This is a genomic window from Nonomuraea maritima (genome assembly GCF_900100395.1).
In the GTDB taxonomy this organism is placed as follows: domain Bacteria; phylum Actinomycetota; class Actinomycetes; order Streptosporangiales; family Streptosporangiaceae; genus Nonomuraea; species Nonomuraea maritima.
Map to the genome: position 1 here is coordinate 14,146 of NZ_FNFB01000022.1, position 25,379 is coordinate 39,524.

The 25,379-nt window shown below is 69.4% G+C and carries 24 protein-coding genes; 12 read left to right on the plus strand and 12 right to left on the minus strand.

Annotation, left to right across the window (positions count from 1 at the left end):
* Window positions 1–792, minus strand: coding sequence for an ABC transporter ATP-binding protein (locus tag BLR04_RS27890; RefSeq protein ID WP_090770764.1), 792 nt, complete (start codon window positions 790–792; stop codon window positions 1–3).
* Window positions 793–959: 167 nt separating this feature from the next.
* Here BLR04_RS27890 and BLR04_RS27895 point away from each other — a divergent pair, with 167 nt between their 5' ends.
* Together BLR04_RS27895 and BLR04_RS27900 are read left to right on the plus strand one after the other, a co-directional pair.
* Window positions 960–2,189 (plus strand): sensor histidine kinase, encoded by a 1,230-nt coding sequence (locus BLR04_RS27895; RefSeq protein WP_218129213.1) that lies wholly within the window; start codon window positions 960–962, stop codon window positions 2,187–2,189.
* Window positions 2,186–2,887, plus strand: coding sequence for a response regulator (locus BLR04_RS27900; protein WP_090770768.1), 702 nt, complete (start codon window positions 2,186–2,188; stop codon window positions 2,885–2,887). The genes BLR04_RS27895 and BLR04_RS27900 overlap by 4 nt, the downstream gene beginning before the upstream one ends.
* A 153-nt stretch (window positions 2,888–3,040) precedes the next feature.
* Here the strand turns inward: BLR04_RS27900 and BLR04_RS27905 are convergent, their stop codons facing one another.
* The 3 genes from BLR04_RS27905 to BLR04_RS27915 all read right to left on the minus strand — a co-directional run bounded on the left by BLR04_RS27905 (window position 3,041) and on the right by BLR04_RS27915 (window position 7,381).
* The gene (locus BLR04_RS27905; RefSeq protein ID WP_218129214.1) at window positions 3,041–3,844 is read right to left on the minus strand and encodes an MBL fold metallo-hydrolase; all 804 of its coding nucleotides are present in this window, start codon (window positions 3,842–3,844) and stop codon (window positions 3,041–3,043) included.
* A gap of 268 nt (window positions 3,845–4,112) precedes the next feature.
* Complete coding sequence (locus BLR04_RS27910; protein WP_090770772.1) at window positions 4,113–6,650, minus strand: ABC transporter permease; 2,538 nt, start codon at window positions 6,648–6,650, stop codon at window positions 4,113–4,115.
* Window positions 6,650–7,381: an ABC transporter ATP-binding protein gene (locus tag BLR04_RS27915; RefSeq protein WP_090770774.1), complete on the minus strand. Its 732-nt coding sequence runs from the start codon at window positions 7,379–7,381 to the stop codon at window positions 6,650–6,652. Before BLR04_RS27915 ends, BLR04_RS27910 begins: the two co-directional genes overlap by 1 nt.
* A 91-nt stretch (window positions 7,382–7,472) precedes the next feature.
* On the opposite strand from BLR04_RS27915, the gene BLR04_RS27920 reads away from it, so the two are divergent.
* Window positions 7,473–8,078 (plus strand): response regulator transcription factor, encoded by a 606-nt coding sequence (locus tag BLR04_RS27920; RefSeq protein ID WP_090770776.1) that lies wholly within the window; start codon window positions 7,473–7,475, stop codon window positions 8,076–8,078.
* Here the strand turns inward: BLR04_RS27920 and BLR04_RS27925 are convergent.
* Window positions 7,971–10,223: a sensor histidine kinase gene (locus tag BLR04_RS27925; RefSeq protein WP_090770778.1), complete on the minus strand. Its 2,253-nt coding sequence runs from the start codon at window positions 10,221–10,223 to the stop codon at window positions 7,971–7,973. The two genes, BLR04_RS27920 and BLR04_RS27925, sit on opposite strands and share 108 nt — an antisense overlap.
* Window positions 10,224–10,735: 512 nt before the next feature.
* Between BLR04_RS27925 and BLR04_RS27930 the strand changes: the two genes are divergently transcribed.
* The 3 genes from BLR04_RS27930 (at window position 10,736) to BLR04_RS27940 (ending at window position 13,138) form a co-directional block, all read left to right on the plus strand.
* Window positions 10,736–11,332 carry a PadR family transcriptional regulator gene (locus BLR04_RS27930; RefSeq protein WP_090770780.1) on the plus strand — a complete coding sequence of 199 codons (597 nt, stop codon included), beginning with the start codon at window positions 10,736–10,738 and terminating at the stop codon, window positions 11,330–11,332.
* On the plus strand, window positions 11,329–12,537 hold the full coding sequence (locus tag BLR04_RS27935) for an FAD-dependent oxidoreductase (protein WP_090770782.1): 1,209 nt from the start codon (window positions 11,329–11,331) through the stop codon (window positions 12,535–12,537). The genes BLR04_RS27930 and BLR04_RS27935 overlap by 4 nt, the downstream gene beginning before the upstream one ends.
* A gap of 193 nt (window positions 12,538–12,730) precedes the next feature.
* Window positions 12,731–13,138 carry a PIN domain-containing protein gene (locus BLR04_RS27940; RefSeq protein WP_176903317.1) on the plus strand — a complete coding sequence of 136 codons (408 nt, stop codon included), beginning with the start codon at window positions 12,731–12,733 and terminating at the stop codon, window positions 13,136–13,138.
* 243 nt (window positions 13,139–13,381) lie between these two features.
* On the opposite strand, the gene BLR04_RS27945 is transcribed toward BLR04_RS27940, so the two are convergent.
* On the minus strand, window positions 13,382–14,449 hold the full coding sequence (locus BLR04_RS27945; RefSeq protein ID WP_090770784.1) for a hypothetical protein: 1,068 nt from the start codon (window positions 14,447–14,449) through the stop codon (window positions 13,382–13,384).
* Window positions 14,450–15,219: 770 nt separating this feature from the next.
* A complete protein-coding gene (locus BLR04_RS27950; RefSeq protein WP_143022239.1) occupies window positions 15,220–15,816 on the minus strand; it encodes a TetR/AcrR family transcriptional regulator in 597 nt (198 codons plus the stop codon).
* Between the two features lie 81 nt (window positions 15,817–15,897).
* Here BLR04_RS27950 and BLR04_RS27955 point away from each other — a divergent pair, with 81 nt between their 5' ends.
* Both BLR04_RS27955 and BLR04_RS27960 read left to right on the plus strand, forming a co-directional pair.
* Window positions 15,898–17,103: an FAD-dependent monooxygenase gene (locus BLR04_RS27955; protein WP_090770786.1), complete on the plus strand. Its 1,206-nt coding sequence runs from the start codon at window positions 15,898–15,900 to the stop codon at window positions 17,101–17,103.
* A 171-nt stretch (window positions 17,104–17,274) separates the two neighbouring features.
* Entirely contained in the window at window positions 17,275–17,715 is a 441-nt protein-coding gene (locus BLR04_RS27960) for a hypothetical protein (protein WP_425413454.1), read from the plus strand.
* A gap of 70 nt (window positions 17,716–17,785) precedes the next feature.
* Here the strand turns inward: BLR04_RS27960 and BLR04_RS27965 are convergent, their stop codons facing one another.
* From BLR04_RS27965 to BLR04_RS27975, 3 genes are all read right to left on the minus strand, one after another.
* The gene (locus BLR04_RS27965; RefSeq protein ID WP_143022240.1) at window positions 17,786–18,355 is read right to left on the minus strand and encodes a hypothetical protein; all 570 of its coding nucleotides are present in this window, start codon (window positions 18,353–18,355) and stop codon (window positions 17,786–17,788) included.
* Window positions 18,356–18,557: 202 nt separating this feature from the next.
* Entirely contained in the window at window positions 18,558–19,196 is a 639-nt protein-coding gene (locus tag BLR04_RS27970) for an HD domain-containing protein (RefSeq protein WP_090770792.1), read from the minus strand.
* A gap of 43 nt (window positions 19,197–19,239) precedes the next feature.
* Complete coding sequence (locus BLR04_RS27975; RefSeq protein ID WP_143022241.1) at window positions 19,240–20,325, minus strand: sulfite oxidase; 1,086 nt, start codon at window positions 20,323–20,325, stop codon at window positions 19,240–19,242.
* Between the two features lie 199 nt (window positions 20,326–20,524).
* Here BLR04_RS27975 and BLR04_RS27980 point away from each other — a divergent pair, with 199 nt between their 5' ends.
* Entirely contained in the window at window positions 20,525–20,956 is a 432-nt protein-coding gene (locus BLR04_RS27980; RefSeq protein ID WP_143022242.1) for a hypothetical protein, read from the plus strand.
* A gap of 157 nt (window positions 20,957–21,113) precedes the next feature.
* Here BLR04_RS27980 and BLR04_RS27985 read toward each other — a convergent pair whose 3' ends face one another.
* Window positions 21,114–21,704, minus strand: coding sequence for a DUF6461 domain-containing protein (locus BLR04_RS27985; RefSeq protein ID WP_090770798.1), 591 nt, complete (start codon window positions 21,702–21,704; stop codon window positions 21,114–21,116).
* Between the two features lie 117 nt (window positions 21,705–21,821).
* On the opposite strand from BLR04_RS27985, the gene BLR04_RS27990 reads away from it, so the two are divergent.
* The 3 genes from BLR04_RS27990 to BLR04_RS28000 are packed head-to-tail and all read left to right on the plus strand — an operon-like array spanning window position 21,822 to window position 24,529.
* Window positions 21,822–22,757 carry an RNA polymerase sigma factor gene (locus BLR04_RS27990; protein ID WP_090770801.1) on the plus strand — a complete coding sequence of 312 codons (936 nt, stop codon included), beginning with the start codon at window positions 21,822–21,824 and terminating at the stop codon, window positions 22,755–22,757.
* Window positions 22,758–22,811: 54 nt separating this feature from the next.
* On the plus strand, window positions 22,812–23,687 hold the full coding sequence (locus BLR04_RS27995) for an alpha/beta fold hydrolase (RefSeq protein ID WP_090770802.1): 876 nt from the start codon (window positions 22,812–22,814) through the stop codon (window positions 23,685–23,687).
* Entirely contained in the window at window positions 23,684–24,529 is an 846-nt protein-coding gene (locus BLR04_RS28000; protein WP_090770804.1) for a GNAT family N-acetyltransferase, read from the plus strand. Before BLR04_RS27995 ends, BLR04_RS28000 begins: the two co-directional genes overlap by 4 nt.
* A gap of 168 nt (window positions 24,530–24,697) precedes the next feature.
* On the opposite strand, the gene BLR04_RS28005 is transcribed toward BLR04_RS28000, so the two are convergent.
* Window positions 24,698–25,117 (minus strand): S26 family signal peptidase, encoded by a 420-nt coding sequence (locus tag BLR04_RS28005; protein ID WP_176903319.1) that lies wholly within the window; start codon window positions 25,115–25,117, stop codon window positions 24,698–24,700.
* Window positions 25,118–25,379 lie beyond the last annotated feature (262 nt).

Consider the following 25,379-nt stretch of genomic DNA (forward strand, 5'->3'; position numbering starts at 1 on the left):
TCAGCCGGCGCGGTCGCCGGTGTCGAGACGCTTCATCCGTTGGAGAACGGTCTCGGCGGTCGGCACGCGCAGCTCGTCGACGACGCGGCCGTCGGCCAAGAAGATCACTCTGTCCGAGTAGGAGGCGGCGATCGGATCGTGGGTGACCATGGCGACCGTCTGGCCGAGCTCGCGTACCGAGTCGCGCAAGAAGCCCAGCACCTCCGCGCCGGATCGGGAGTCAAGGTTGCCGGTGGGCTCGTCGGCAAAGATGATCTCCGGCTGCCCGGCCAGTGCGCGAGCGACCGCGACCCGCTGTTGCTGACCGCCGGACAGCTGGGCGGGCCGGTGCTTGAGGCGATCCGCGAGGCCGACGGCGGCGATCACCCCCTCCAGCCAGGCCTGGTCCGGCCTGCGGCCGGCTATGGTCAGGGGAAGGGTGATGTTTTCCGCCGCGGTCAGCGTGGGCAGCAGGTTGAACGCCTGAAAGACGAACCCGATCCTGTCCCGGCGCAGCCGGGTGAGCTGCATGTCGTTCAGCCCGGTCAGCTCGATGTCACCGATCCGCGCCGAGCCGCCGGAGATCGTGTCCAGGCCGGCCATGCAGTGCATGAGGGTGGATTTGCCGGAGCCGGACGGTCCCATGATGGCGGTGAACTCGCCGCGCAGGAACGTGACGTTGACGCCGTTCAGGGCGACCACCCGGGTCACGCCGTGCCCGTAGACCTTCGTCAGATCCTCGGCCACGGCCGCCGCCCGGATCAACGTCGTCGCGGGCGGGGAGGCGGAGGTCGGCGTACGGCTGGAATTCATTGCGGATCACTCCAGAAATGCGGATGCCAAATGGCAGGTCGATCCTCCGCGTGAAGGCGGGTGCGGCGAATCCACCGGACGGCCGACACGGCGCGGCCGTCCACGCTGCCCGCATCAGCCGAAAGGCTGACGCGATGCCCCTCGGCAGCGCCGTAACGTGGGAAAACGTGTTTTCCGTGTTCCGGGGCCGCCCTCTCGCCCATCAGGCGCTGCTCGTCCTGGCCGCCGTCCTGGTGATCGCCGCGCTCGTGTTGGAAGGAGCTGCCACCGGCTACCTGCCCACCGCGGTGGCCACGTTCCTGACCGGGGCGCTGTGCGTCACCGCCCTGGTCGTGCCGGAGAGGCGTTACACCATGGCCGCGATCGTCGCCGTGGCCGCCTCCTGCGCGCTCACCGCCGTCAGCCTGAAGCTCACGCAACGGCCTCAGGTGACCTTCGGGGTCACGGAACTGGTCGCGCTCCTGCTGCTCATCACACGGGCCGTCCGGTGCCGGCCGTTCGTCACGGCGGCGGCGCTGGGGACCGCGGCCGCCGTCTCAGCCGTCGCGCTGCCCCTGCGGATCGAGCCGTCCCAATGGCCGAACGTGATCACGTACGCCGAGCCGGCCGTCGTGCTGGCCGTGGTGCCCGCGGTCGTCCTCGGCCTGTACCTGCGGCTGCTCGATGACGCCCGCGATCGCCGGCTGCAAAGTGACCGGCAGGCCCAGCGCATCCAGTACGCCCGGGAGCTCCACGACTTCGTGGCGCACCACGTCACCGCGATGATCGCGCAGACCAAGGCCATCCGCTTCGCCACCTCCGCCGGCCACCCACCCAGCCCCGCAGAGCTGGACGGCATGCTCGTCCAGATCGAGGAAGTCGGATCCCAGGCGATGGACTCCATGCGGGCACTGGTCTCCATCCTGCGCAACGCCGAGGAACCGGCGGTCACCAGTCCCGGCGCGGACCTCACCCAGTTGCAGGACCTGGTCCGGACGTTCTCCCGCACGGGCCCGCCCGCCGAGCTGACACTCGACCCGCGGCTCACCTCGGGATGCCTGCCGCCCGAGATCACCACCACGGTGCACCGAGTGGTGCAGGAATCCCTCACGAACATCCGCAAACACGCCACCGCGGCCGAGCATGTCACCGTCGACGTACGCGTTCAGGCTGCCGATCCGAACACGCTCCGGGCCACGGTGACCGACGACGGACGCGGCGGCAGGCACGACCGCGGCCGCCGCAGGACCACGGCCGGCGGCTACGGCCTGACCGGCCTCGCCGAGCGCGTAGAAGCGGCCGGCGGCCGTCTGAGCGCCGGGCCAGGTGAGTTCACCGGCTGGCAGGTCGTCGCCGACCTTCCCCTTCCCCGTCGGGCGGATCCGCCCGAATCGCCGGCTGGCATCATGGACGTATGACCATCCGGGTGCTCATCGCCGATGACCAGGAGATGATCCGCTCGGCGTTCCGTATGATCCTCGACTCGCAACCCGACATCCAGGTCATCGCCGAGGCGGCCGACGGCGGCGCCGCCGTCGACAGGGCACGAGCCCTGCGCCCCGACGTCTGCCTTCTCGATATCCGCATGCCCGTACTCGACGGGCTGGAGGCGACCCGGCTGTTGGCCGGCGCCGACGTCCGTGACCCCCTGCACGTCCTCATCGCCACCACGTTCGACCTCGACGAGTACGTTTACCGTGCCCTGCGCAACGGCGCCTGCGGCTTCCTCCTCAAGGACGGCTCCCCGGTCCTGCTCGCCGAGGCCGTACGCGCGGCGGCGGCGGGAAACTCCCTGATCTCTCCGTCGATCACTGTCCGCCTCCTGCAGCACATGAACCCGCCCGCACGCATCACGACCGGCCAGGCCGGGCACGCACCGGCGGCATCCGCGAGCGCCGGCCAGGACGGCTTGATCGAACCGCTGACCGAGCGGGAGCTCGACGTCGTCCGCCTCGTCGCCCGCGGACGCACCAACGAGGAGCTCGCCGCGGAGCTGTACGTCACGCTGTCCACGGTGAAGACTCACCTCGCCAAGGTGCAGCGCAAACTCGCCGCCCGCAATCGCGTCGAGATCGCCGCCTGGGCGTGGGAGAACGGCGTCTGCACCAGCCGTTAGGCCCTCGATGCCCACTACGACTCTGACGAGGACCCCGAACGGGACGAGCCTGGTTACGGTTCCGCAGAACTCTCCCCGATCCGCTGTCGGTGGCCGGCCGGGGCGAACCGGCCGCGCTGTCTCAGCCAGGCGTGCCGGTGCCTGGCCCTCGCTCTAGCCCTTCCTGACCGCCTCGCTCACCTGGGCCGGTGAGGTGCGCCAGGGGGCGCCGTGGCCCGGAAGTACCCAGGAGGCCGGCAGCCCGGCGAGCCGGTCCAGGGAGGACAGGGCCGTGGCCGGGTCGTCGGTGAAGGGCGCGGGCTGCGGGCCTGAACGTCCCGTGAGGACGTGCCGCGTGGTCAGGGCGTCACCGACGAAGACCGCGTCGGCCAGCGGGACGTGTACCGCCACGCTGCCCGGTGAGTGCCCCGGCATGCCCACGATCACCGGCTTCCCGGGCAGGTTCAGGACATCGCCGTCGCCGATCTCGGTGACTTCGCTGACGTAGCGGGTGCGCAGGCCGTTCTTGCGGATGGAGTAACCGAAGAAGCCGAGCGTCGGGCCAAGGCGCATGGGGCCCAACGCGGTCTTGGGCTTTTCTCCCGTGCGGGTGCGGACCGCGTCGGCGGCATGCACGAACACCGGAACGCCGTGTTCGCTTCGCAGGCGTTCGGCGAAGCCGATGTGATCGGAGTCGCCATGGGTCAGCACAAGTCCGCGGATGTCGTCGACCGATTTGCCCAAAGAGCTGAGTTCGGCCTGCAGATCCCGCCAGTGGCCGGGCAGTCCCGCATCGATCAGGGTGATGCCCTCGTCGGTGTCGACGAGGTAGCACGCCACGACATCGTTACCGAGGCGGTGCAGGTGAGGTGCGAGCTTCATGAGCTTCCCCCAGGGTTGACGTCGACAGCTCTCGATGCTGAGAGCTCGGGCCGGATGGTGCTGCTCAGAGAGTGCATTGTTCCGTTGTGAGAGCAATGCTCTCGCGTAGAGGTGCTCCGTGTCAAGAGCGCTGCTCTCTCTTCGTGCTGTGCTACCCAGTGGGGCGACCACGAAGGTTCACCGGGTCGGGTGACACACCCGTCAGGGGATGCGCGGTGGCGGGTCTCGAAGCGTCAGCGGTGCAGAGCGGTCAGGGGCTTTCCAAGATGCGGGTCGATCCTCTGCTGAGGATCGCTTGGGCCGCCCGAAGAAGGAGGAATGCCGAAGGCCCCGGGAGGCGTCCGGGGCCTGGGGCGGTCGGGGGTTATTCGCGGGCGCCGATGGTTTCGGCGGGGTGGCCGTCGAGGGCGAGGCGGGCAGGGAAGCCGGTGGCGGCCAGTGCCAGGATCGCCGCCCCCACGACGATCAGGGCATAAGTGAGAGGGGAGATGTAGGGCAGGGCGGAGCCGGTCATGCCGCTGCTGAAGGCGGAGATGGTGATCAGGGCGGCAGCCGTGCCGAGGAGCACCGAGATGGCGACCACGGACAGGGTCTCCAGGCGGAGCATCCGCAGGATCTGGCGGCGGGTGGTGCCGACGAGGCGGAGCAGGGCGAACTCGCGGGTGCGATCGGAGGTGGCCATGGCGAGGGTGTTGCCGACCGCGATGACCGTGAACGCGATGATCAGTCCCATGGCCACGTAGTTGATCTCGGCACCGGCCTGCTCGCGCTCGGCCGCGACGGTCGCCTGATCCGCCACCATGATTCCGGGGAAGTTGCGCAGGGCCTTCGCCAGGCCCTCGGGTGAGGAGCCGGTGACGAGGACGGTGTCGCTGAGGGGGTTGTCGACGTGGGCGGCCACGAGGCTGTGGGCCAGGGTGAGGTCGCCGAAGCCGAGGTTTCTGGTGTAGGTGGCGACGACCTTCAGCGCGGCGGGGGTGCCGTCGCCGAGCGTGAGTTTGATCTGGTCGCCGACCTTGAAGCCCAGCGTTTCGCTGACCGCCACGGTGTTCTCGGCCAGGAGGTCGATCGAGCCGGAACGCACGCCGAGGTCCATGGTCTTCCCGAGGCCGGTGGGGGTGACGGCCTGGGCTCCGTGCTTGGCGAGGCCGATCCGGACCGTGGTGTGCAGGATCTCGGTGACCGCGGTGACTCCGGGCGCGTGCCGTACGGCCTCGACCGCGGTGGCGCTTACGTGGGGCCCGAGCACGTGAGCGGCGCGGGTGCCGTCGCGCTGCTGGGTGGCGACGGCGTGGCCCGTCGTGTCCTGGACGAAGAGGATCGTGCAGGTCATGGTCACCATCAGGGTGAGCGGGGCGATGACGGAGGCCAAGCGGCGGGCGCCGGTGCGGAGGTTCGCGGCGGCGAGGTAGCCGCCCGCCCCGGAGGCGCGTAGCGGCAGGGCCGGCACCGAGACGAGGATCCGTGCGATGACGGGGCCGAGCAGGGCCACGGCGACCGTCCAGAGCAGGGCCGTCAGCATCGTGACCGGGTTGGAGGCGGCCTCGGAGGAGAGCGTGGAGAGTACGATCGTGAGGGTCACGCCGCCTGCTATGCAGCCCAGCCCGGCCAGCACGCGGACCAGGGACAGGGCTGCCGGGGCCAGCGCGGCGTCGCCGAGCGCCTCGACCGGTCTGACGCGTGCCGTACGGCGGGCCGAGACGCGCGCGGCGGTCCAGGCCGCGACGACGGTGGCCAGCACGGCGGCGAAGATCGGGAACGGGCTCACGACCAGTTTCAGGTTGACCGGGATCGCGCTGAGGGCGACGAACCTCGCCTGCAACCAGAAGCCGAGTCCGAGGCCGAGGGCGGCGCCGATCGCTCCGGCGGGGAGGCTGATCAGCAGTGCCTCGGCGCCGATCATCTTCCTGATCTGCCGGGGGGTGGCGGCGACGGCCCGGAGCAGCGCGATCTCGCGAAGGCGTTGCTGGATGGAGAGCGCGAACGTCCCCACCACCACGATGATCGCGACCAGGAGCGAGGTGCCACCGAGTGCACCGCCGAGGCTGATCAGCTTGATCCGTGCCTTGTCGGCGTTGAGGAACTCCAGCGGGCCACGGGCCTCGCCCGTGTAGGCCACCGCGACGGCGCCCTTCACCTCGGCGGGCGCCTGCGCGGAAGCGTCCTTGAGCGCGGCGGTGACCTCCGTGGCGGGGAAGACGCCGATCGCGCTGACCAGGCCGGGATGACCGGCCAGGCGGCGGGCCTCGGCGGTGAGGAAGAACAGCGTGGGCTGGTTCTCCAGCGCCTGCGCGGTCACGCCGACCACCCGGTAGACGCGTGGCTCGGCGGTGGACTGGATCGTGACGCGGGAGCCCACCCGAAGGCCGGCGGCCGCGTCGGTGACGACCTCGTCGTCCGCCTTCGGCGCCCGGCCCTGGGCCACGGTGAAGGGGGTGAGAGCGGACGACTCCCAGCCGTGTCCCAGGAAGAGGGTCGATGCCATGGGGGCATCGGCCGATGGTGCGGCCGAGCTCGTGGAGGCACCTGGTTCCGCGCCCGTTCCCGAGAACACGCCGGTGATGTAGGCCGGGAAGGTCACCTCCGTAACGACCGAGGTCACACCGGGCAGCGCCCGGAGCCGGTCGGCCAGCCCGGCCGCGATCCACGCGCGCTCGGCGATGGGCTTGGCCTTGGTCTTGACCTTGTCCTCGGATTTACGGATCGTCTCCCGTACGTTCTGGTCACCGGCGACGATCACCGGGGTTCCGGCGTAACGGGCGGCGGCGATGGTGCCGCGCAGGCCGGTCTCCAGCAGCATGCCGAAGGCGCAGACGAGCGCGGCGGCGCAGAGCAGCGCCAGGAAGGCTCCGGCGAAGGAGGCCTTGCGGTGGCGCAGGTTGTGCAGGGCGAAGGAGATCATCAGACGTACGCTCCCAGCCGGGTCATACGCTCGGCGACCGCCTCGACGGTCGGGGCGGTCACGGAGTCGACGATGCGGCCGTCGGCGAGGAAGAGGACGGTGTCGGCGTAGGAGGCGGCGATCGGGTCGTGGGTGACCATCAGTACGGTCTGCCCCAGAGCGTTCACCACCTCGCGGAGCAGGGTCAGCACGTCGCGGGCCGTCATCATGTCCAGGGCGCCGGTCGGCTCGTCGCCGAAGACCACCTCGGGCCGGGCCACCAGGGCCCGCGCGATCGCGACCCGCTGCTGCTGTCCGCCGGACAGCTGCGCGGGCCGGTGGCCCAGGCGGCCGGCCAGCCCGACCCGTTCGACGATCTCCTTCAGCCAGGCTCCCTCCGGTCGCACCCCGGCCAGCCGGAGCGGCAGCGTGATGTTCTGCGCCACGGTCAGCGACGGCACCAGATTGAAGGCCTGGAACACGAACCCGATCCGCTCACGGCGCAACTCGGTCAGCTGGGTCTCGTTCATCGTCGACAGTTCCGTGTCGCCGAGCCGTACCGACCCCGAGGTCGGCTTGTCCAGGCCCGCCGCGCAGTGCAGGAACGTGCTCTTGCCCGACCCTGAGGGGCCCATCACCGCGGTGAAGCTGCCCTTCGGAATGCCGACCGTCACCTCGCGGAGGGCCGCCACCGCGCTCTGGCCCCTGCCGTACACCTTGCTCACTGCGTCCAGACACACCACGTTGTTCATGGGTATGAGTCTTTCGATCACGCGAGCACCGGCCCAGGGACGTCCTCACCTGTCAACCATGATTTCGTCATGAACTGGTACATATGAGCACATGCTCACGATTCTCCTCGCCGAAGATCAGCACGTGGTCCGGGGCGCGCTCGTCGCGCTGCTGGAGCTGGAGTCCGATCTCACCGTGGTCACCGCGGTCGGCTCCGGAGACCAGGTCCTCCCGGCTGCGCTCGAGCATCGTCCGGACGTCGCCGTGCTCGACATCGACATGCCCGTCATGGACGGCCTGGCCGCCGCGACCGCGCTGCGTGAGCGGCTACCCGAATGCCGCGTGCTGCTGCTGACCGGGAACGGAAGGCCCGGCCACCTGCGCCAGGCTCTGGCCGCCGGGGTCGGCGGCTTCCTGCTCAAGACCGCCCCGCCCGAGGAACTGATCGACGCCATCCATGCGGTCGCCGCCGGCCGGCGGGTGCTGGATCCGAAGCTCGCCGTTACCGCCTGGGACCTCGCCGACAACCCGCTCACCCCCCGCGACACCGACGTGCTCCGGCTCGTCGCGGAGGGCACCGACGCGCCCGAGATCGCCGCCCAGCTCCACCTAACCGCGGGAACCGTCCGCAACTACCTCACCGCGATCGTGGCCAAGCTCAACGCCCGCAACCGTACCGACGCGGTCCGCATCGCCAGTGAGGCGGGCTGGATCTAGCACCGCGCGCAGCTCGAACCAGCCACCATCGGATCGGGTCGTGAGCCTGCCGTCCAGGGCGGCCAGCCGGGTGGCCAGGTTGCCGATGCCCGAACCCGGCTTCTTTTTCACGGCGGGCGCCCCGTCGTTGGCCACGCCGAGCCCATCGGACGTGGTCTTGATGACGCAGCGCCGGGCGGAGCTGTGGCGCAGGACGTTGGTCACGGCCTCGCGGAGCACGGCGCTCAGCACGGTGGCCACCTGCGGAGGCAGGCGGTCGTGGGAGAGGTCGAGCTCCACCTCGATCCCCGCGGCGGCCAGCACCGACCTGGCCGACTCCGCCTCGACCTCCAGTGACAGCTCCCACCCGTCCCCCGATACGCCGCGCATGTCGGCCACCGCTCGCTCGGCCATCTCGACGACGTCGGCCAGCTCGGCCCTGGCCCGAGCCGGGTCCCGGCCGGCGAGACGGCGGGCGAGCTCGCATTTGAGGAGGATCGCGGCAAGACTGTGGCCGAGGAGATCGTGCAGGTCCCTGGCGGTCCTGAGCCTTTCCTGGACGACGGCCGCGCTCGCCAGCCGTTCCCTGGCGGTCTGGAGCTCCTTGACCAGCCGGGCCAGCGTGCCCAGGCCGTACATGACCAGCCCGGTCACCAGCGTGCTGACCGTGAGGTTGACGATCACTGCGGGGGCGAGACCCGCGCTCACGCCGATCCCCGCCACGCTGCCCATGACCCCCACGACCATCGGCCACGCCGCCACCGGGGAGAAGGCCAGCAGCAACGGCCCGGCCAGGAATCCCGCCACCACCGACCAGCCCGACCCGAACGCGAGTATCGGCAGGTAGGTCAGCACGGCCATCGCCGCCAAGTTCCACGGATGCCGTCCCCTCACCGACCTGAGCTGCAGGAAGACGATCGCTGCCAGGCACGCCGCGCCCGGAACCAGCGTCTCCACCGTCATCTGCAGCAGTGCCTTCACGCAGAAGCCCACCAGCACGGCCACCAGCAACCCCACCGACAGCCGGTACGCCGAGTCCGCGTCGCTCACCGTGCTGAGGCGCCCGAGGTCGAGGCGCCAGAAACCGCCGCTGAGACGCCCGGCGACACCCACGCCGCTACCCGTCCCACCTGGCGCACCCGCCACCGGGCTCCCCGTGCCGGCCGATACCGGCCGGGCGGGCGGGGTTTTGGGAACACGGGCGTCGATGGTGAGGCGGCCGTCGGGGGCGAGATCGAGGGCGAGGTTCCCGTGGGCGGCGACGATGCGAAATTGGGCCTCCGAAAGCGCGTCGGCGGCTTGGGCGGCGGTGCGAGGAGCGTCATGGGTGATGCGGAGCCGTACGGAATCCTCGGATTCGGAGGTCTCGATGAGGCAGTGGCGGGCGGTGCCGTACCGCACGGCATCGGCGACCGCATCGCGCAGCGCCGCAGCGAGCAGGGCCCCGGTCGGGCCGAGGGGCTCGGTGTGGCCGACGTGGACCTCGACCTCGACCCCGGCCGCGAGAAGGAGGGCGCGGGCGGAGGCGGTGTCGGGGGCCAAGGAGAGAGAGCGGTAGTCGACGGCGGCGGCGCGGGCGTCGGCCAGGGCCTGCCTGGCGACGGCCAGGACCTCGCCGAGCATCTCGGGCCTTTCCGGATCGAGCCTGCCGATGACCGCCAGGCTCTGGCCGACGCCGGCGTTCAGCTCGGCGGCGATCTGCAGCCGCTCTTCGGCCACGGCCGCCATGGCCAGCTCGAGTCGTGCCGCGAACAGCTCGTCCACCAGCTCGATCATCCGGGCCAGCCCGTAGATCACCAGGGCGATCAGCAGCGTGGTGATCGTGGCGTCCAATGACAGCGAGACGACCCCGGCGGCCGCCACGATGAGCACCGCCGCGGGCCAGGCGGCGGTCAGCAGCAGCGACCCGGCCACGAAGCCGAGCATTCCCACCGATATCCCGAAGCCGAGCACGCCCAGACAGCCCAGAGCGGCCTGCGTCGCGAGCAGCCACCACGGCCGCGCGCCCGGCAGGACATAGGCGACCTGGACCAGGAAGGCGGCCACCGCGGTCAGTACCGGCGCGGGCGCGGGCAACTCCGCGAGCACGTAGATACTGGCGAACCCGCCGAGGACGGCGATGACCACCATCCGGGCGAGGCGTGGAAACAGGTCAATGCGATCCATATGCCGATATCTTTTCAACAACGGCCGATAAGTGGCGAAACCGGCGACAACGCCGCGTCAGTCGCCCGATAGATCACCCCATGATCTCCAATGACAGCAACGTCACCAGTTCGGGCTGGGAGAGGAACAGCGCGTGGCTGGGCCGCTTTCCGGCCTGACGCACTCCCCTGCGGCGACGGCCCTGCAAGGCGCCCTGACCTGTGCTGTCCGTCGGTGATGGTGGCGAGCGAAGTGAGGGCCTCGTCGATGGCGTGGGGGTGATGTCGCCGTAGTCGAGGGGGTCTGCGTCAGGGGTGAGCTGGTAGCGGGTGATCGAGTCGAACGCTGTCCAGCCGGGACTCCATTGACGAGGGGCCATTTCGGGGGGTCGAAGCCTCCGGCCAACCTGAAGATCTGACTTCGCGGCCTGTTGTGAGGGTTCCGCGGCTGTATGGCAAAAGGCCGGCGCAAGATAGTTGACATCAACTAGTTGGTTATGGATAGTCGGAATCAACTAAGGAGATGGGAAGATCGTGGTCAAGCGACGCAAGGTGTCCAATCCGCTGGCTCTGGCCGTGCTCGTCTATCTGATGGCCGAGCCGATGCACACGTACGAACTCGGGCGGCGACTTCAGCAGCACGGCAAGGACCGCAGCATCAAGTACAACCGCGGATCCCTGTACATGGTCGTCGAGCAACTGTGCAAGGCCGGGTTCGTCGCGGAGCGAGAGACCGTGCGTGACACGCAGCGCCCGGAACGCACCATCTACGGGATCACCGAAGCGGGCCGGGACGAGCTCTATGACTGGATGCGCGCGCTGGTCGCCGTCCCGTACGAGGAGTACCCGCACTTCGGGGTCGCCCTGTCGCTACTGGCTGTGCTCGCCCCGGCGGAGGCGACCGAGCTGCTCGGCCGGCGCCTCGCGACCCTCGGCGAGCAGGCCGAGGAGACACGGGGCGTGCTGCGGCAGGCCGTCGAGGACGACGTGCCGTGGGTGTTCCTGGCCGAGGAGCGGTACCGGCTCTCGCTGGTGGAGGCCGAGATCCGTTTCGTCACCGATCTCATCGAGTCCCTGAAGGACCCCGCCTACGAGCGGACCTGGCAACGGATGAAGGAGAGCATGACATGAGCAAGGTGAGGACGGCACTGGTCATCGGTGGCGGCGTCGCGGGCCCGGTCGCGGGGATGGCCCTGCGCAAGGCAGGCGTCGATGCCACCGTCTACGAGGCGTACCTCTCCACGGCCGACGGCGTCGGCGGCTCGCTCGGCCTGGCGCCGAACGGCCTCTCGGCGTTGGAGATCGTCGGAGTCGCCGGCGCGGTGCGGGCATTCGCCCGGCCGATGCCCCGCTCGGTCATGGCCGTCGGCCGCAAACGGCTCGACACGATCCCCACGCTGCCCGGCCTTCCGCCGTTGCAGCTCATCTGGCGCGCCGACCTCCACCGCGCACTGTACGACCACGCGGTCGCGCAGGGCGTACGGGTCGAGCACGGTAAGCGCCTGGTCGGAGCCGAGGAGAGCGAGTCAGGGGTCACGGCGCGGTTCGCCGACGGGACCACGGCCACGGCCGACATCCTGGTAGGAGCGGACGGCATCCGGTCCACGGTCCGCACGCTGATCGACCCGAACGCGCCGGGCCCGACCCCCACCGGGCTGCTCGGCTTCGAGGCCGTCGCGGACTTGGACCTGCCACAGGACGAGGGGACGATCACCTACGCCTTCGGCAGGCGCGGCTTCTACCTGTTCCGCCCGCACCCCGACGGCGGGGCCGAGTGGGGCGCCAACCTGCCCGCCGACACACCCATGACCCTGACCGAGGCCCGGCGGATCCCGAACGAGGAGTGGCTGCGCAGGTTGCGGGACTACCACGCCGAGGACAACCCCGGCGCCGAGCTGATCCGGCGCACCGATCCGGACCGGCTCCAGGTGCTCGGGTCGCTGCACATGATGCTGAAGGTGCCGCGCTGGCACAGCGACCGGATGGTCCTGGTCGGCGACGCCGTCCACGCGCCGTCCAACAGCTCAGGACAGGGCGCGTCGCTGGCCGTCGAGAGCGCCGTCCAGCTCGCCCGTTGCGTGCGCGACCTGCCCGACGCTTCCTCCGCGTTCGCCGCGTACGAGCGCATGCGCCGTCCCCGGGTGGAAAGGGTGGCCGCCCGCGCGGCCAGGATCAACAGCAGCAAGGCGGCCGGGCCACTGTCCAGAGCCCTGATGCCGTTGCTGATGCCGATCATGTTGAGGACGGTCATGCACCCCGAGCGGGCCTTCGGCGTCGAACAGCGCTACGTGATCGACTGGGACGAGTCGGTCGCCGACGGCCCACGCCCCGCCTGAGAGCCCTCGAAGCGGAGTCGACGAGTGGGTCTCGACGGCGTAACCACTGGCCTGGAGGGTGAACAGGCGGGCGTATTCGCCGCCTGATGCCATGAGTGCGGCGTGGGTGCCCCCTCCGACAGCACCACGATGAGGTCGGCGTCCTTGACCGCGCTCAGCCGGTGCCGCCGCGGTGGATCAGCAGGGTGTGCGTGTGACCGCCGGCATCGGAACTGTCTTGCGTTGCGGCGTGCCGAAGGTCGTAGGGTCGCTTGGCCTGCTGCTGTCGGCTCCGCGGGCCAGACAGTTCGTGCCCGCCGACGGTGACGCGGCCGAGCTGCTCGTCGGTGTGGAGATGGCCGATGCGGCCCGGCGACCGAATCGCCAGGCCTTCGTGGACGAAGTCCTGGCGTTGATTCCCGTCGAGGAGTACACGACGGATGTCGCCAGCGTTCATGCTCGTCTCATGGCGCATGTCCGAGGAGAAGGTCAATCTCGGGGAGCGTACGATCTGCTGATCGCAGCGACGGCCGCTGCCACTGCGAGAACAGTGATCACGATGGACGCCTCGGCCGCCTTCGATGACCTTCCAGGCGTCCGCGCACAGGTGGTTCCTCGCTGAGCGACGACGGCAACCCTGACGGCAGGGACCGTGTCATGCAGGACTGCCATGCCGATCCCACAGCACGGTCGTCTTCCATATGTGCCGGAGTCACCGGTTCGCCGGCTCCCGTTTCCTGTTCCATGGCGGTGATCCAAGCAGCGGGTTGCCGTGCTGATCACACAACCGAGCTGTCGCTACGCGGCGGGGGCGACAGCAGGAGCTGCCGGTCCTGTCGGTGATGGGCCTGGGCACCTTCTGCAGCTACGGGATGGGAGCGCCCTTTTGCGGTTCGGGAGGAGCCGAGGGGCCGCGTCCCAAGGCGCGTGACGAGCGGGTGAGCCAGGCAGGGAGGGCGAGGACCGCGATCGCGGCGGCGAGTACGGGCAGCGCGACAATCAGCGTGGCGATCGCCGGCCATGGAGTTTCGAAGGGTGCTCGTGGAGGCGTTTCCCAGCTGACCGAGATCGTCATGGGCCATATCAGGCACAGGCCGACGACGCACCCGGCGATGGCGCCGATCGCCGTTCCACATGCCGCGCTGAGGGCTGCTCGGCAGGCGAGGAGGAATCGCGGAGTCACGGCGGAGCCGCCGCTCATCCGTAGCAAGACGCGTTGCGAACCGGCCGAGCGGGTTGCGAGCAGCGCGCCCGAGAGAGCCATGAGAATCGCTGCCGCGACGACGTACCACCATGCAGTCGGAGCCTGATATCCCTGCTCAAGGTAGGTGTAGGCGGTTCCGGTCAAGCGGCGGTCGAGTCGCTCTTGCTCGTCCGCCGAAACGCGATAGTGCGAAGGGTCGATGATGAACTCCTCGGGCTCCGGCCGGAGACCAAGGGCCTGCACTGCATCGCGGGGAACGAAAAGCCTGCCGAAATGAGGATCATGGGATTCGACAGTGATCGCCGGGATGGATGTGACGGTGGCGGAGCCGTCGGTCGCGAACCGGGGAACGCTCAGCTCCACCGAGGTGATTTCCTCCCCGTCAGGCGAGACCAGCACGGCTGTGTCCTCGCGATAAGGCGTGGACGGGTTCCCGGTGAGGTAGCGCAGCAGTGCCTGGTCGCCGATGTAGGCTCCCGGCCACGATGAGGAGCGGTCGGAGGTCGTTACACCAAAACTCGGCCCGCCCGCATGACCACTTTCCACGATGGGTACGCCGCCGGGCAATTCCTGCTGAACGGTCGCCCGAACGGTGGCCGCCTGTTCTGCGGAAAAGCCCGCCACGACGAGTGCGCCTAATCGGGCATCCGGGTAGTAGTTCGCTCTTCCCTGCGACGTCACGGCGGGGATGATGATCAGTAAAGCTGTTGCCATGGCGACCGCGACCATCGTCGTCGCTACTCCTGCGGCAGTTCGGCGGGACTCACGACCTACGTGGCGAGCGGCCAGCCGAAACGCTCGCGGCAGACGTACGGCGTTTCGCCTGAGCGTTACCAGCAGCCATGGGACGACGGGGCTCAACCCGAAAATCAACAGCGATCCGCTGTAGATGCCTCCCAGGACGCCCAGCGCCGACCTGGCGTCGTCATAGTGAGTGTCTTCGCGCGTGGACCATGCGATGAGCACAAGCGCCGCCATGCCGACGCTTGTCGCGGCTGCTCCCCAGATCAAGGGGGGCGCACTCATCCGATCTTGTCGACCGCGAGGGGCCGATCTCGCTGCGAAGATTATTGCACCGCAGGCAAATGCTGTTGGGAGACAGAAAACTATTAAGACGACGACGATCATGATCGTGGATCATACGGAGAAATGGCATGCAGTAACGGGGCAACATCGTGGAAACGGCGGGGCTCCCCGTGACAAGGCTACGTAGGCCGCCGTCGGCTCCCGTGTCGATCTCCGGCGGAGTGGACGGCCTTTGAGCTGCGCTTTCAGACGTATCTGCTGCGACACGGCGGCATGAACCAGCGTAGGCCGCGTGTCGACGTCAAGTGACGAGGCTGTCTCCCGCCCATACCGGCATGTGTTATTCGCTGACGCGGACACCGATGACAGCTTCGGACGACCGTCGAGATCCGCGGGAAGCGGAGACGGTCATCATGTGGATGAGCACGGCGAACATGCTCGCATTCCTCGTACAGGGCGCGGCCGGTGGCGTCCTAGTCGGGCTTCGAGTGGTTACCGGTGACGTCCGTGCCGAGCATGCCTGTGAGCAGTTCGCGTACGGCCTGTTCGAGGTCTTCTCGTGTGGGTGTGGTGCCTGCGCCCGCGACCGCGTCGAACAGCAGGCCCTCGGCGAACGCCACCAGCGTGCGTCCGTGCCGTACCGGGTCTTGGGAGCCCAGGGCGGCCAGTATGGCGACGGCGGGGTCGCGGAAGCGGCGGCCCGCCCGGTCGTAGATGGCGCGCAGCTCCGGTCGTCTGGTGGCCTCCAGCGCCAGCTCGTAGCGGGCGAGCATGCCGACGCGGTCGCCGAGCCGGAGGTGCAGCGCCCCGGCCAGCAGGGCGGACAGTGCCGTCAGGTCGCGGCCCCCCTCGTACGCGCTCTCGTACGCCCCCGCCACTACCTCCCACTCCAGCGTGGTCAGCCGGGCCAGCGTCAGCTCCAGCAGCGCCGCCCGGGTGCGGGCCAGGTTGGAGGTGGATCCGGGCGGCAGGCCCGCGGCCTCGTCGACGGCCCGGTGGGTCAGGCCGCGCATACCCCGTTCGGCGAGCAGGGCGATGGCCGCGTCCGCCACGACGTCTGAGCGCTTCACGAAACCTGATACTACAGGGGTAGTGCAACCCAACTACGGGCGTAGTAGTGTGCGACTACAGACGTAGTGAAAGGGGCGGCGATGGCCAGAGCCGTGGTGATCGGTGGCGGTGTCGGCGGGCTGAGCGCCGGTGTCGCGCTGCTGCGCAAAGGATGGGACGTGACCGTGCTGGAACGGGCGCCCGCCGTCGAACCCGTCGGCTCCGGCCTGGCGATCGCCGCCAACGCGCTGAAGGCCCTCGACGCCCTCGGGCTCGGTGACCGCGTCCGCGCCCTCGCCCACGCCGAGGGGCCGATGGCCCTGCGCAGGGCCGACGGGCGCCTGCTGACGGGCACCACGGAGGAGGCGGCGGACAGCGCGTACGGCGACTCTGTGGTGGTGATGCTGCGGGCCACGCTGCTCGACATCCTCGCGGACGCGCTCGCCGCGGCGAGCGGGCCCGGCTGCCTGCGCCTGGACGCGACCGTCACGGAGGTGGACGCGGAGCGCGGCGTCGTACGGACCGCGGCGGGCGACCTGGAGGCCGACCTGGTCGTGGCGGCCGACGGCATCCACTCGCTCACCCGGCGCGCGCTCTTCCCCGGCCACCCGGGCCCGGTGTACGCGGGGGTGACGGTCTGGCGCGCCCTCGTCCCGCTCGAAGACGTACGGCTGGGCGACCCGTCGCGGGTGCCGAGATCGGAGAGTTGGGGGAGGGGTGCCGTCTTCGGCATCCAGTTGCTGGCCGGCGATGTGGTCTACCTCTACGCCACCGACGTCGCCCCACCCGGCGGCGCCGCCGCGGACGAGCGTGAGGAACTGCTGCGCAGGTTCGGCGGCTGGCACGAGCCCATCCCCGCGCTGCTGCGGGCGGCCGACCCGGCGCGGATCATCCGGGGCGACATCTACTCCCACACCACGCCGCTGCCCGCCTACCACCGGGACAAGGTGGCGCTGGTCGGCGACGCGGCCCACGCGATGACGCCCAACCTCGGGCAGGGCGCCTGCCAGGCGATCGAGGACGCGGTCGTGCTGGGCCACCTGGCCGATCCCTCCCGCCCCGGCGGCGGCCTGGCCGCCTACAGCGCGGCCAGGACAGAGCGGACGACCCGGATCGTCCGGCGCTCGATGACGCTGTGCCGGATGTCCCGGTTGCGCAACCCGGTCGCCGTGTGGCTGCGGGACTCGGCGGTGGCGGCGGTGGGGCGGCTCAGCCCGGATCTGATGCTGCGATCGATGGACGAGGTGCTGCGGTGGCGTCCGCCGGCGGAGGCTGTGCCCTCCAGAGGGCCACGCGACGGTCGATGACCGGACGTCGACCGCGTATCCGGCGGCATGAAAGAGCCGCGCTAGCATGCGGCGATGGATTGGGGTGCCTTCGAGAGGGCATGGCATGACAGCGGATGCCGCGTCCTGAGTGACCTTGCGGCGGCGTGTCCTGGCGAGCGGCTGTACAGCGCTGCGTTTCATCTCTTCTACATGGACGACGCCACGATCCTTCCGCCCGCCCTGGCCGCCAACACCGAGGCTGCGGTGCACGAGGACGACGGGTACTCGACGCGGTTCACCCCGCCGGAGTGGCGGTGGGACGTCCTGGACGCCGCCGGCGATGCGATGGCGCCGTGGTATCACCACCTCACTGAGGAGTACCTGGCACCTGCTGCCGGCGAGGCCGATGCCGCGATGCAGGCACTCGAGGCGGCGCACGACACCGCGATGGCCAACGTCTGTAAAGCGATCACCACGACGGCACGCCGGGGCAACATCGACGGCTCGCTTCCTGGCGAGTTCGTCGTCGTCATCCTCGAAGGGCAACGCGGGGACGAGGAGGCCGACCTGATTCGGAGAAGCGTCGACCCGCGGATCCTGCCGACAGTCCCCGGATTGGGCGAGTACCTGCGGCAACTCGAGGAGACCTGAGCGCTCACGGGGTTGACGTAGAGCTGTGGGCCATCGGGAACCTGATCACGTGGTCACCGACGTACGCAGGTCATCGAGGTTCTGGAGGGTCTCCGCCGACTGCGTGGAGCGCTTCGATGTACCCGCTGCCGACGTCGAACCGGGTGATGTCCGCTGTCTTGTTCGTGGAGCATGTGTGTGCCCAGTCCGCCGCAGGGCCGATCTCCTGCAGGCGCAATCGCTTCTTTCCGGTGATCCCGCGCGCTCGGCCGATGTGGCAGACATCGGGGTCGATCTTTTCGATGTAGACCCCTATGAGGGGAAACGCTGTGGTCAGCGTCTTGATCAAGCCTTTGGTGGAGTCGAGGTCGATGGATGGCAGGGGCTGGAAGTGCTCCCCGCGCAAGGCGATGGCACGATGGGCCGTCATCGCGCCTTTCCATCCCGAGTGAGTCGCGTGCTCGATGTCGCGGAGGCGTACGGCCGAGTAGCCGTCGAGACGGAGTGCGTCGGAGACGGTGTTCAGCAGCACCCACTTGTCACCGACGCCCACCACGTAAGCGTCGAGTCGATCCGCATCGTCGATTCCACGGATGACCCTCACCGGTAGACCGGAACTTCCTGCTCTCCTCAGGTCCTTGAGAGCCGTCCCTTCAGCCATGGTTCCGGATCATGCCAGTCCGCATGCTGTTGCTCATCTGGTTCACGGGCCGTCCTGGACGGTCCTGAGGCGAGCGGAGAGCGTTGCAATGCGAAGCCGTCCGGCGCCTTCAATCCGTGTGGTGATTCGCGGGGCTGTGCCGACTTCCGCGATCAGGGGGGGTGGGCCCGGTGCTGCTCGTTCCTGAAGGGGATGGTGGTGGTCAGCTCGGCCAGGCGGAACCCATGACGCGCTCGACCATGCCGACGTGACGGAAACCGGGGATGAGGTGCATCAACACGCCCGCGCTTATGGTGCCGTAGGTGGTGTCCGGGCGGTCTCTGGTTCCTTCGAGAAGGGCCTGCAGGAACCCGTTCTTGAAGTCGCCGCGCGGATGAACGGCGGTGATCTCGTCCACCAGGCCACGATCCAGCTTGTCCAGGCCCGCGCCCACCACGTCGGTCAGCACACCGTGGTACGTGGCGGCGATCTCCGGGCCCATCCGGCCGGGAATCGCCGGCGTGCTGTGCAGCGCGACCGCCTCCCAGACCACGTCGGCGGCCGTGGCCGGAAAACCGCGGTCGAGCAGGAACTTGCGTGCGTGGTCGGCGCCGTCGAGCTCGAAGCGCTGCTCCACCTCGGAGAAGGGCACCTGGAGGCCGAGGTCGTGGAAGATGGCGGCCAGGTAGAGCAGCTCGGGGTCCGGCCGCAGCCCGACTTCGCGAGCGTGCAGAGCGCCGAAGAAGAAGACGCGCCGGGAGTGATGGAAGATGAGGGGGCTGGTCATCTCCCGGATGCGGCGGGTGGCTTCGGCGACCGCTTCTGTCTCGGGAACCTCCACCCCTGCGATGGTTTCGCTCATGAGCTGCGCCCTTCCGTAGTCCTTTCGGTCTTCTGTGACGGCCTCAGGCCGTGGGTTCGACTCGGACGGGGTGGGACAGCACCGCGTGATAGCAGTAGCCCAGGTCGTTCCATGGGACGGTGTCGGGCTGGGTGCGGCCCTGGTCGTCGGTGGCGCGTACCTGGATGGTGTGATCGCCGGGTTCCGGATCCCAGCCGAACTGCCAGCGTACCCACGCGCCCTGGATCTCCGGGGGAGTCAGGGTCGCCTCCTGCCAGGGACCCTCGTCGATGCGGTACTCGACCGCCGTGACCCGGTTCTCTCCCGCGTACGCACGCCCCCGGACAACCTGCGGCACCGGACGCAGCAGCGCCGGCCAGGGCAGTTCCACCAGACCGGCCACCGGGATGGCCGTGATCGGCACACCGAGTGAGGGCGCCTGGGCAGGGTAGTCCGGGCCGATCAGTACGTAGTCCTCGGTGTTCCACGGGACGTACAGCGGATGTTCTGAGACTTCGATCCGGCCCACCCACTTGATGCTGGCGGCGCCGAGCCAGCCGGACACCACGACCCGAGCGGGATACCCGTGATCGAGCGGCAGCGTCTCGCCGTTCATGGTCAGCGCGAGCACGGTGTCGTCGGCAAGCGCCTTGGTCAGCGGCATGGGACGACGGGTCTGGATCGCGTCGAGCGCCTGCGGCATGACCTCGCGGGCTCCCGGGGTGATCCCCACCGGTTCGAGCAGGTCGCGCAGCCGGACGCCGGTCCATTCTGCGGTGCCGATCGCGCCGCGTCCCCACTGGGTTCCCTTGAACTCGCGTCCGTACGCCTCGCCGAACAGGACGCGGCGGTTGCCGGCGCACTCGAGGGTCCGGACCACGGTGACCAGCGGGAAGCGCTCCCACAGATCGGCGTAGGTGTAGGTGAGCGGCTCTCGCACCCCACTTCCTTCGATCCTGAGCGACCAACTCGCCGCGTCCAGATGAGGGGTCGGCGCGTGGCTGCGCAGGAAGAAACGGTCGATCGGGGTGATGTAGCCGGGCATGCGGTCCGGCCGGGTGCCGTAGTCGAGACCGGTCCCGGCGTCCTCCATGAGTTCGGGAGGAGTCGGCTTGACGACTTTCTCGCTGGTACGCAGGGGACCACTCAAGGTGCATCGCCTCCCACGGCTTGAGCCTCTTCTCAAGGCCCTCGCCTGGCATAACCACTCATTTCATCCTGTCAGAGCGCATTACGGCTTGCCCTGAACGGGTCGCAAAGAGGGCCCAATCGATGGACGAGCCGCCCTTCGGGCCGGACCTCGCCCTGCCCCATCGCCGCTTTGAACAAGTTGGCTCTTCGGCTTGGGGATGGCAAGGTCAGCAACGGTCGCGTGGCGGACGAGTCCCCGGCCCAGGAACGTGGTCGCGGGGGCAGCCGCTCCTTGGGACGGCGCGGAGGGGCGACGGCAGCGGCGGCTCAGCGCGGTCAACGCCAGCAGCCTGGCCAGGAACTTCGTCGCGGCCGGGATGGACGTCGTCATCGCCGACGTGCTCAACGGGGAGACGCTTCCCGTGTACCGGGTGTCGCTGGACAGTCTTCTCGTGGTGCATCTGCACGTGGCGTACGGGCATGCTCGTGATCGCGCTACCGGCCGACCCGTCTACCTCACCTCGGACGAGTTCGCCATGCTGCATCGGGAGCAGGAGTTGACGTCCGGGGTCGATCTGTGGCTGGACACCACGGAGTTGAGCGTTGAGGAGACGGCGGAGCGGTTGCTGGCGACATGGACCGGCGAATAAGGCCGTGGCACGCCACCGGTATCCCGGCGCCGTCCGCTGCCGGTCGTTCTGGGAGTTCATGACCCATCAGATCGGCAAGGCGCATTCTTGACGTGTCTTTCGCGGCCTTTCGGGTCGGCCAGGCCTCATCCAGCCGGGCCACTGGTGCCGCTGGAGCTCACCACGGGGACGGGAACATCCAGGACCGGGGTTCAGGAACGGTTCCCCACAGGTAAGTGGACTCGTTCAGCAGCTGCGGTGTCAGTGTGATGCCGGTGAGGTGCTCGGTCAGCAGGAACATGGGGCCGTCGCTGGGGTCGGCGAGTGGGGGGTAGAGGGAGTCGATCTGGTCCATGGTCTCCACTAGTTCGTCAGGGACCTCCTCTGCGTACCCTTCCTGGGCGATGAAGCAGAACCTGAGCTGGCGGTCGTCGACCCAGAAGAAGTGGTCGAGGCCCTTGACGCCGAGGGAGTGGTGGGAGACGAGGCGGGTGCCCGCCGAAAGCGGCATGATCATTTCCTCGGCGATGGTGTGCCAGTAGGGCTCGACGACGAACGCCCAGTCGCCGATGGTGGTGACGCCGAGGAACGCGCCGGGGCCGCGACCATCGGCGTTGCCCAGTGCGTCGAGCGTCTCGGGGGTGAAGTCCTCCGGCCGGCCACCGAGCCGGGTCACCACCTGTTCGGGCGTGAGGCCGTGGACGTAGGTGAAGGTGGAGCCGTCCGCCGCTTCGGTCAGCCAGGCGTACTTGTCGGGGTTCCTGATCATCGCGCCATATTGGCAGCAGCTACCGACACAACGCGGCATGGTCGGCGGGTCCACAGCTGCCGTCGGCCTGACCGTCGTCGTCGTACATGGGTGAAGTTTGGTGGCTATTATCACGCAATGGGGGATTTGTTGGTGGGTGGGGTGCCCACGGACTTCGATCTGGTGCAGGCCGTACGGCGGGGCGACGCGAGTTGTCTCGGTCTGCTGCTCGCCAGGCACCGAGCGGGAATGTACGCGGTCGCGCTGGCCATGCTGGGGCACAGCCAGGACGCCGAGGACGCCGTTCAGGAGGCGGCGTTGATCGCGCTGCGCCGTATCGGGGATGTCCGGGATCCGGACGCGGTCGGCCCGTGGCTGCGGATGGTGGTGCGCAACGTGTGCCGTGCACAGCTGCGCAAGATGTCGGCGGTGCCCGTGGCCGAACCCGCGCAAGCCCTCGCGATGGACCGGTCGGGCGGTCCGCCCGACCCGGCGGAGGTACTCGACCGGCATGCGTTGCGTGACTGGATCTGGAGCGCGCTGGAGGACCTGTCGCCCGGCCAGCGGCTGGTGACGATGTTGCGGTATTTCACCGATGTCACCTCGTACGAGGACATCGCGGCGGTGTGCGCCACGCCGGTCGGCACCGTCCGCAGCAGGCTCAACCAGGCGCGGGCGAAGTTGGTCGGCGCTCTGCTGAGCTCGGCCGATCGGACGCACGACGATGCCACCGCCCTGAGCGCGCTGCACCGCAGGCTGGCCGTGCAGACCCTGGAGTCCGCGTACCGCGGTGACCTGTCCGACCGCTGGGCGCCGCACGCGGAGGTGATCTGGCCGACGGGCAAGCGCACCGGCCCCGACTACCTGCCGACCGCGTTCGCGCGTGACACGTCCGCCGGCGTACGCCACGAGCTGTTCAACGTGGTGGCCGGCCGCGAGGTGGTCATCTGGGAGTGCGCGCTGCTCAACCCGCCGGAGGACCCGTACCACTGCCCGCCCACCGCCGTGTGGGTGCACTTCATGGACCAGGGCCGGGTGGGCAGACTGCGCCTTCACCACCCGCGCCGCCGCTGAAACGAATCCGGCCCGCGATCGAACTTTTCCCGGCCCTCGCCGCATCTTGCTCGTATGAACCAAGAACCAGCGGTGGAGAAGCGGACCGTCATCGTCGACGGCGTACGCCAGGTCTACCGCGTCGCGGGCGAGGGCCCCGTGTGCCTCGTGCACTCCGGAGGCCCCGGCGTGCACCCGGAGTACCTGCGGCTGCCCGGGCTGGAAGGCCGGCTGACCATGGTGTACGTGGACCCGGTCGGTTGCGGCGACAGCGACCTGCTGCCGGACGGCGACTATTCCGTGTCGCGCTACGGGCGGTTCGCCGAGGCCGTGCTCGACGACATCGGTGCTCGCACCGCGTACTTCCTCGGCCACTCGCACGGCGGCTTCGTCGCCCTCCAGTTCGGCCTCGACCACCCTGACCGTCTCGACGGGCTGATCCTGTACGACACCGCCCCCGCATTCGGGCCGGACGAGAGGGAGGCCGCGACCAAAGAGATGGCGGCCTTCGTCCAGCGCTGGGCGGATCGTCCGGAGGCGGTCGAGGCAGGCCGGATATGGGACGCGGTCAACGTGTCGCGGACGATGGCGATCATCGACGACGAGTCGTTCGGGCACTACCTCCGCGGCATCCTGCCCGCGTACTTCGCCGACCACCGCAGGACGGGGGAGGTCGCCGTGGCGGTCACCCATGACCCGAACCGGCGGCCGGAGAACTGGGACGTACGGGACCGGCTCGGCGCGATCGGCGTGCCGGCGCTGGTGATCGTCGGCACTCACGACTTCATCTGCCCGCCTCGCCTGGCGTACGAGCTGCACGCCGGGATGCCGGACGCACGGCTGTGCGAGCTGCGGGAGAGCGGACATTTTGGGCATATCGAGCAGGCGGACGCGTTCGCTGCCGCCGTGCTGGACTTCGTACGAGAACAGAGAACGGGGAACGGGGAATGACCACCATCGTGCCGCTCGGCCTGGCCGAGCAGACCGAGATCAAGGCGTACGTCGACTTCCTGGCGGGTGCGCCGGCGCCGGTGCGGGAGTCGTTGGGCATCGACTCGCAGGACGTCGGATCGGCGCTGGCGCTCGTGATGCGCGAGGAGCCGAGTGGCTTCTTCAACCGCGCAGGCGGGTTCGGTGCGGGCGAGGAGATCACCGCGGACGTCCTGGAACAGATCCGCGACTTCTATCGCAAGCAGGGCGTGCCGCGGGCCGCTTTCATGATCGCGCCGGACCTGCTGCCGCCGGACTGGGCCTCGACCGCCGCACAGCTGAACCTCACCCAGGCACACGGGTACGTGAAGCTGGGCCGCGACATCGAGACCGTGCTGTCCGTGGCCAACGGCATCGCGGCGCTCGACCCCGGCCTGCGTGCCGGCCTGATCGAGCCGTACCAGGCGAAAGAGTGGGCCACCGTCATGATGTCCACCTTCGGCTTCGAGAAGGCAGACATGATCGACATGGCTGTGTCGTCCGTGGGCAAGCCGAACTGGCGGCATTACGCCGTATGGAACGGCGACCGGATCGTCGCGGTCGGAGCCGTCTTCCTCAACGGCGAGTGCGCGAACATGTTCGGCGGCGCGACGCTCCCTGAGAGCCGCGGCCGCGGCGCCCAGTCGGCGCTGCTCGCCATCCGCGCCCGCGCGGCCGAGGCGGCAGGCTGCCGATGGGTCGTCGCCGAGACCGGCGCGGAAGGCCCCGGCGAGCACAACACGTCCCTTCACAACATGCTGCGAGCCGGCTTCCAGCCCCTGTACGAGCGCGCCACCTGGGTGTGGAGCGACCCTTCCGCGTGAGGCGCCCACCCGGATGGCGCTGTCGCGGTTCCACGGCCAAGCTCGCCTTCCCGGTCCTCGTCGCCGAGGTGCCGCCGTCCGACGAGGGCTCGGACGGACCCGCACGTTGATGCGTGATGCGGTGGGCGGCGGTGTGCTCGCCGTCGCCGACCTGAGGACCGGGACGGCTCAGGTGCCGATGGCGCGTACGACGACTCCGACGAGTTGCTGCTGGGTGACCAGGCCGTAGTCCCGCGAGTCGCGACTGGCGTCGGGGTTGTCTCCGAGAAGCGCCATCCAGCCGGGAGGGATCTGTGTGCTCGTGGGGGACGGTACGTGCTCCGGTACGGGGTCCCCCGGCACCGCGGCCAACCTTTTGATCACGTAGCCCGTACCGGGCCGTGGGCCTGCCATCCGCGCGTCCGGCACGACCACGACGATGTCGCCCGCCTTCAGGCGCGACAGGGAGGTCCGGCGCACCAGCAACCGGTCGCCGGGACGGAAGGTGGGCGCCATGCTGAAGCCCTTGACGGTGGCCAGGACGAACCTGCGCCGCAGCATCGCGACGAGGGTCGCGATGCCGGAAGCCGTCAGGAGTACTGCGATCACGGCCTGCAACACATGCGCCTCACCGGTCGGCGGTGTTCGGAGCGCCATGGCGGTCGGCCGCCTGCTCGGCGGTCACGTCCGCCGAGCAGGCGGCGGCCGCGCATTTCGGGCGTCGTGGCAGCAGACCACCGGTCACGACGAGCGGCCGCCGATCGCGGCCGGCGGTCCGCTTCCGCCCACGTGTCAGCTAGCAGCGGCCGTCGAACACTCTCACCGTGCAGCCCCCGCAGGTCGTCTGGTTGCTGTCGCAGCCGCGGTCGCA